Origin of the sequence: Galactobacter sp. (assembly GCF_022712295.1) — a bacterium.
Lineage (GTDB): Bacteria > Actinomycetota > Actinomycetes > Actinomycetales > Micrococcaceae > Galactobacter.
Window position 1 is genome coordinate 1 of the sequence record NZ_JALAGT010000192.1, and the last position, 6568, is coordinate 6568.

General features: G+C 64.1%; 7 protein-coding genes and 1 tRNA gene. 5 read left to right on the forward strand and 3 right to left on the reverse strand.

The features are described from left to right. Positions 1 to 467, forward strand: a 467-nt coding sequence (locus tag Q0A15_RS13835) for a hypothetical protein (protein WP_291280109.1), incomplete at its 5' end; no start/stop codon positions are given. A gap of 34 nt (positions 468 to 501) precedes the next feature. Here the strand turns inward: Q0A15_RS13835 and Q0A15_RS13840 are convergent. Next, positions 502 to 1743 carry an alpha/beta fold hydrolase gene (locus Q0A15_RS13840; RefSeq protein WP_291280110.1) on the reverse strand — a complete coding sequence of 414 codons (1242 nt, stop codon included), beginning with the start codon at positions 1741 to 1743 and terminating at the stop codon, positions 502 to 504. Positions 1744 to 2121: 378 nt separating this feature from the next. Further along, the gene (locus tag Q0A15_RS13845) at positions 2122 to 2589 is read right to left on the reverse strand and encodes a hypothetical protein (protein WP_291280111.1); all 468 of its coding nucleotides are present in this window, start codon (positions 2587 to 2589) and stop codon (positions 2122 to 2124) included. Between the two features lie 215 nt (positions 2590 to 2804). Here Q0A15_RS13845 and Q0A15_RS13850 point away from each other — a divergent pair, with 215 nt between their 5' ends. Continuing rightward, entirely contained in the window at positions 2805 to 3386 is a 582-nt protein-coding gene (locus tag Q0A15_RS13850) for a TetR/AcrR family transcriptional regulator (protein WP_291280112.1), read from the forward strand. Positions 3387 to 3525: 139 nt separating this feature from the next. On the opposite strand, the gene Q0A15_RS13855 is transcribed toward Q0A15_RS13850, so the two are convergent. Further along, a tRNA-Lys gene (locus Q0A15_RS13855) sits at positions 3526 to 3601 on the reverse strand. 135 nt (positions 3602 to 3736) lie between these two features. On the opposite strand from Q0A15_RS13855, the gene Q0A15_RS13860 reads away from it, so the two are divergent. From Q0A15_RS13860 to Q0A15_RS13870, 3 genes are all read left to right on the forward strand, one after another. Further along, positions 3737 to 4366, forward strand: a complete 630-nt coding sequence (locus Q0A15_RS13860) for a hypothetical protein (protein WP_291280113.1) — start codon at positions 3737 to 3739, stop codon at positions 4364 to 4366. 494 nt (positions 4367 to 4860) lie between these two features. After that, entirely contained in the window at positions 4861 to 5478 is a 618-nt protein-coding gene (locus tag Q0A15_RS13865) for a hypothetical protein (protein WP_291280114.1), read from the forward strand. Positions 5479 to 5482: 4 nt separating this feature from the next. Then, on the forward strand, positions 5483 to 6496 hold the full coding sequence (locus Q0A15_RS13870; protein ID WP_291280115.1) for an inorganic phosphate transporter: 1014 nt from the start codon (positions 5483 to 5485) through the stop codon (positions 6494 to 6496). Positions 6497 to 6568 lie beyond the last annotated feature (72 nt).

The window sequence follows — 6568 nt, forward strand, 5'->3', positions numbered from 1 at the left end:
CCACGTTTTTCCGCTACTTCATGTCGAAGGAGGACGCGGTCGTCTCAGCCGTACATCTCGCCTCCACTCGCGCCGACTCGTTCGCGCAAAGCATTGCTGACGCCGCCGATGACGCAACGCCAGGCACCAAGGTATGGGCCATCATGCGCGCGGCGACGAAATCGATGGTCAACACGGCCGAGACTCGCGGCGATCCGCTACGGGCTCGCATTCGAATGATCAACGACGTTCCTGCGCTCAAGAGACATCTGGCGGCCCAACGCGACGACGATCAGTCCGCGGTGACTGACGTACTTCGTGCGCGCGGTTGCGATCCTCGCACCGCCAATGCACTCGCCGCGTCGGGCATTGCCGCCGTCGATCTGGCCTGGCAGGAGTGGTCCCGAACACCAAGCTCCGAGCTGTCACCGCTGCTCGATGCTTACTTCGGCGTATTCAGCGGTCTCGTGACTCCGACTATCCCCTGACCGCTCGACATCGACCGTATCGACGGTGCGCCGACTACTCGATCTTGCACGTGGACCCTTCCCCAGGTGTCTTGAGGTCCACGACGTAGTCGCTGACTGCACGATTGACACACGTGCTCGCGCCGCTCATCGCGATGGTGTGCTGCTCACCCTTCACCGTGAGAAGAGAACCATTCAGGGATTCCGAGAGGTTGACCCCGCCCTCATACGGCGTTGTCGGGTCACCCGTGATCGAAATGGTCAGGGTGTCAGGTAGCCCAGTGATGTCCTGGGCATATGGATAGTTCAGACCAGTGCTGCCCGGCATCGCCTCGCACCCGTCGCGTGCACCCTTCACACTTTCTCCAGGATCAAGGAACGGCGCCGCCTCCCAGATTTTCGCCCGCAGGAGTTCTTCCTGCTTCGGAGTACGGCGCTGCTCATCCATACAGTTGACCACCACATTCGCCTCGAGATAGTTCGACCAGACCCCCTTCGCACCACGCTCGGCGAACCCGTCGCTCAGCGCGAGCAAGGTGTCACCCTTGCCCTGCTTCAGTTCTGCGATACCGGCCTGGACATCTGACCAGGTATCGGATTGGTAGAGCCCACCGATCACGGCGCCAATGGCTGTATTGAAATCCACAGGCCGGCCGCTCTGGGTCCTGGCGGGAGAATCGATCAGCGGGCGAACGATCTTCTGGAACCTTTGTAAGGCCTTGTCCCTCTGGTCCCCCAGTACACAGTTCGGTTGCTTCGTACACGCCCGCACCATCAGATCGAAAGAACGCTGGAACCCTTTGTACTGCGTGACCTTGCGTTCGGCAGTGCCTTTGGTGGGGTCCTGGGCACCGTCGAGGACCAGCGCTCGGACCTTCGATGGGAACATCTCGGCATACACCGCACCGAGGCGAGTCCCGTAACTTTGCCCCACGTAGGTCAGCTTTTTGTCCTTGAGTGCGGACCGGAGGATGTCCATATCGCGGGCGACGTTCACGGTTCCCGATTCGGCGAGCATCTTCTTGCTTCCAGTGCGCTCGACGCACTCGTCGGCAACCTTTTTGGTATCCGCTGCAGTCCAGTTGCCCTGTATGACACCTGCCGGAAAGACGAACCCGGTCTTGTCCGCCTGGCCATCAGAGATGCAGTCGATGGCTGGAGACGAAGCCGAGACCCCGCGGGGATCCATTCCCACGATGTCGTACTGCTTCGTGATGCGAGTGTCCTTGAAGCCCACTGAGGCGATGATGGATTGCAGCTGTCCAGATCCTCCAGGGCCACCGGAGTTGACCACCACCGATCCCTTGGCCTCCCCCGTAGCGGCCATCCGGGTGACCGCGAGATCAGTGGTGCCGTCCCCTGGCCGGTCGTAGTCGATCGGGACCCTGAGGCGAGCGCACTCGGCGCGGGTGACGGCTGCGAACGTCTGCTCCTGCAGCTCCGTGACGGCATAGTCCGCACAGGAACCGAACTCCAATTCCTGTTGGTAGAAGCTGCTTAGGTCAGTTGAGGTCGTGGAAGTATCGGTCGCTGGTGTCGACGTACAGGCGGAGAGTAGAAGTGCCGCTGCACCCGCGGTCACGGCGCGAACGATGCGGGGCTTGTGTTGTCGATGCATGGTGTAGTGCTCCTCGATCAGTTGGTTTGATGTCGGCGTGATGCAAAATGGCGACGCTCAGTGCCCGAGCGCCTGGATGCCCAGGCCGCCGAGGATCGCGACAACGCCGCCCCAGATCACGACCGAGACCATCTCCCAGATCAGGACCTTGGTCGGGTTCGCACCGAAACCGACCATCGCGGCCGAGGAGATCTGCGTCGGATGGCCGATGAGGGAGACCCCTGGAATCCCGAAGCGCTGGAACATTCGTCCAACTCGTCGACGCCCCGGATACTGGTCATCCACCCTCGGAGCCGAGCGAACTCGTCGTCGAATCCCGTTGGTCAAGACGACGACGAGGACGACGGCCGCGGCATTTCCCACGATCGCCGCGCTCGCTGCGCCGGCAGGGTGCAAACCGATCGCCACACCGATGAGCGTGCCGAGATATGACTCGACGAAGGGAATGGTGGCGACCAGGAAGACGGCGAACCACTGAAGCCAGTCTGGAAATGACTGGGTGAAGTCCTGGAGGGTTTCAAGCATGATGTTTCTCCTTCGAGATGTGCGCAGGGCTGCTCCGGGCCTGCGTAAGGGATGAGTGCCGTGGTCGAGTTCTCAGACGTTCTCAAGTCGGCCGCAGCCATGGACGTGAGCACTGTGCGTCCACATCGATACGACTAGCACACCGTGCTAGTAAGCACTACTAGCACAACGTGCTAGTGTGACACCACATCCATTGCCGCACTTCAGAAGGAATCATGGACACACGCCAGAAGATCTTGGATGCAGCCGCCTCGATAGTGGAAGAGGACGACGGGCAGCGCCTGACAGTTCGCGCGGTGGCATCGCGAGCGGGCGTCGGCATGGGGACCCTGCGGCACCATTTCCCTACTCAACGAGCCCTGCTGGACGCAGTTCTTGCGTCGATGTACGAACAGGCGCTGCCCGACGACCGCATCCATGACACGGCGCTTCCAGCGCGGCAGCGGCTGACCGAGAACTTGGGCAGGCTCGTGGCGGCCATCGGCACCGGCGAAGAGGCGCGCCAACGATGGGGGGAGATCTTCCAGAACTACATCAGCCCTGACGCACCCGACAATCTCCGCTCCGCCTATGCCGGGTTCGACGAACAGGCCATGCGACGCATCGAGACGTGGCTCTCGATTCTTGTTGAACAGGGGGCACTTGCAGAAGGTGACAACACAGCAAGGGCGCACTTCCTTCTGAGCGTCGTCAACGGCCTGGCTTTCTGGAGAGCCCTACCCCTCACCGATCCGGCGCTCACGCGAGAAATCGACTCGCTCACATTTGCTATGGAAGCTCTGCCGTTCATCCAGTAGTACCTCTAGTACCTCGGCATCGGCACGCAGGTGATCGCGGAGGAGGAGGACGGTGCCATCCGCAGACTGCGACTCGTCACTGACGGCGAACCCGTGCCTGACGGTCTCCGGCCTGGCAGCCGCGCCGTTCATATCATCATGGTGGGCCCAGAGGGGCTCGAACCCTCGACCAATGGATTAAAAGTCCAGTGCTCTACCAGCTGAGCTATAGGCCCGGAACGGCCGCGAGACCGAACCGCCCACCATTCTAGGGGACGTGGGCACCCAACCCGAACACGCGTCGTCGGGCACGGTACGGCGTGACGCAATCCCTACGGCGAGCGCGGTCGAGCGCGTATCGTTTCGGGACGATGACCCCACGCCAGTACCACCGCCCCGCGCTGTTCGAGAACCACATGATCGAGCGCTTCGAAGGCGGCGCCGACCCCGCGGCCCTCTCCGAGGCCGCGCACACGACCGCGCGCACTCTGGTGATGCGCGGGCGAGCGAACACCGATCCGACGGTTCTCAACAGGCTGGTGAGCCTGGCCGACGCCGACGGACTGCAGGAGATCGCGGCATTGTGGGCCGGATGCCCGCCCGTTTCCCTGCCCGGAGCCCTCTGGCGGCTCTACGCGCTACGCAGGGTGGTGTTGCAGGACCCGCAGAAATGCGCGACGTGGTTCAGAGACGGCCGCGCGCACGCGCCGCTTCAGCGCGTGGTGGCCGGCGTCGAGGAGCCGCCCGGGCCCAAGGAACTCGTTGACCTGACCACGTCCATCCTCTCCGGCGCCTTCACCGGGGACTTCGACATGGCGTTGCTGCGTGCCGCCGCGTTCTGCAAGGTCGTCGCCATCGGTGAATCACTGCACGCCGACGCAGCCGACCCCGCCGACACCTCCCGCGGCACGGCACTGACCCACTCGGCGGCCCGGCTACACCGCACCGCGGAGGAACTGGAGGCCAGTGCCTCGGAGTGGCGCAAAGGACTCCTTGACTGAGCACACTCGGCATACGAAAGGCCCCGACCGGCAACGGTCGGGGCCTTTCGCTGTCATCACTCGCACCCTTTGAGGTGTCTTCGACATTACTCATCGAACCTGTCCCGGAACTGTGCCGCAGGTGCCAGCAAGCCCAGAGATCGGGCAAGGAATCCACCGTTTGACACGGCGGCACCGAACCGCGAAGACTGGGTATCGCGACGCCGGGTTGCTGGTAGCCCCGGGCTCCAACATTTTGCCGCTACGAGCGGCCTTCCGCCGAGAGGCGCTCCCTGCCCGGCGTCGCCTTGAACCTCTCCCTGGTGCACCAGACGCCATGCCGCGCCACGCAGTGGCGCGCTGCCGGCGCCACTGCCTCCGAGCCGTCGGGCATGAGGACAACCACGCAAACCTCCGCGTTCATTCAGTCCGACTACACTGAGGCACCGTCCATCCCGTCGGCCCGCGCCACAACGCATGCCGGCCCCCGCTTCGACGAGTTGTGAAGGTGAGACGTGCGACTGCGCTTCTTCCCCAGCGAGACCCGCAGTCTGGAACTGCTGACCTCCCTTGCCGGCGTCCTCGAGGAGACCCTCGACATCACCTCCCAGCTGTTGGGCCCCGACCGGCCCGACCCATTTCTGCGGCAGCTGGAAGGGCTCGAGATCAAGGCTGGGGACCTGCACTACGCGCTGCTGACCCATCTGCGTTCCTCCTTCGTCAACGTGCTCCCGCGCGAGGACCTCTACGACTTCTCCCGTGAACTGCACAGGGCCATCTCCTCAGTAGTAGGAGCGGCACCCTTGCTCCCGGACGCCGTCGACGCCAAGGCCATCACATCGGAGCGCCTCCCTGAACTGCTGGAGATCCTCAGGACTCAGGCCACACTGGCTCGAGCTGCGCTGGGCGGCCTCGGGCGGCTGGAGTCCTTGGAAGAGGCCTGGCTGGATATGCTGCGGCTCGGCTCGCGTGCTCGGAGGGCTCAGCGGGACTGGAACCTGGAGATCGCGGACCTCCCCAAGGCCTCCACCAGCCTCAAGCGGAAGGTCCTGGCCGACGAACTGGGCCGCGCCTCCGAGGCACTGGCCAGCTTCGCTGACCGTCTGGGCCACGTGCTCGTCAAGGAATCCTGAACCCTTGACCCCGTTCCTCGTCGGCGCCACCTTGGTGGCCCTCGCCGCTTCCACCCTGTTCAACGGCTTCCACGATGCCTCCAACTCCGTGGCGGCCGCGGTCCGCACTCGAGCGCTCACGCCTCGTGTCGCCCTCGCCGTGGTTGCCCTGTTCACCACCCTGGGCGGACTGATCTCCTCCGGCCTCTCGATCGCGCTCGCGGAAAGCTTCGACGCCTCCGTTCCCCACGGTGATTCCGGGCTGGCGGTCATTCTCCTCGGCCTGCTCTCAGCGGGGGCATGGAGCGTCTATACGTGGTGGCGGGGAATGCCATCGTCCTCCACGCATGCCACGATCGCAGGCATCGCGGGCGCCTCGATGGCGTCGGCGATCATCCAGCACCGGTCTCTACCGGATGCCGCTGCCATGCTGCTTCAACAGGTCGCCATCCCCCTGGTGGTGGCCTCGGTGGTGGCCATCGGATTGTCCTACCTGGCGGCCGTTGGTGTGGTGTTCGGAGCCCGGAACATGGGGCCGCGCAAGGCGGCCTCCGTGGGCGGGACCATGCAGTCCATCGGAGCCTGTGCGGTGGCCTTGGCTCATGGGATGCAAGACGGCCAGCGAGCCCTGGCCCTGGCGCTGCTCACCCTGTCAACCGCAAACATCACCATGTCCGACGGTTCTCACGTGTGGCTCCAAGTCACCGCAGCCGTCCTCCTCGGCATCGGCGTCCTGGGAGGCGGCTGGCGCATCACCTATACACTCTCGACTCGTCTGGTGACGCTCGATCCGATGCGCGCAGGAACGGCCAACGCCGTGTCGTCGGTGTTGTTGTTCGTCGGCGCATTCGTGTTCCGGCTACCGATTTCCTCCACGCAGGCCGTGACTGCCGGCCTGGTCGGCGCGGGGACCCATCACCGACACACCAGCGTGAACTGGTCCACCGCACTCCGGATCGGCGGGTACTGGGTGCTCACCCCGATCGTCAGTGCGCTGGCCGCCTCTGTCCTCTTTCTGGCGGTCTCGCCGCTGCTCTGATCCTGGGTTTGCTCCGATCCTGGGTTCGGGTCGGGTGTGCCTCATGCGGACTCGCCTGCGCCGGTCTTCTTC

Coding starts and splice junctions, on each gene's coding strand:
- Q0A15_RS13860 (WP_291280113.1), top strand. CDS start 3,737: ATGACCCCACGCCAGTACCACCGCCCCGCGCTGTTCGAGAACCACATG.
- Q0A15_RS13845 (WP_291280111.1), bottom strand. CDS start 2,589: ATGCTTGAAACCCTCCAGGACTTCACCCAGTCATTTCCAGACTGGCTT.
- Q0A15_RS13850 (WP_291280112.1), top strand. CDS start 2,805: ATGGACACACGCCAGAAGATCTTGGATGCAGCCGCCTCGATAGTGGAA.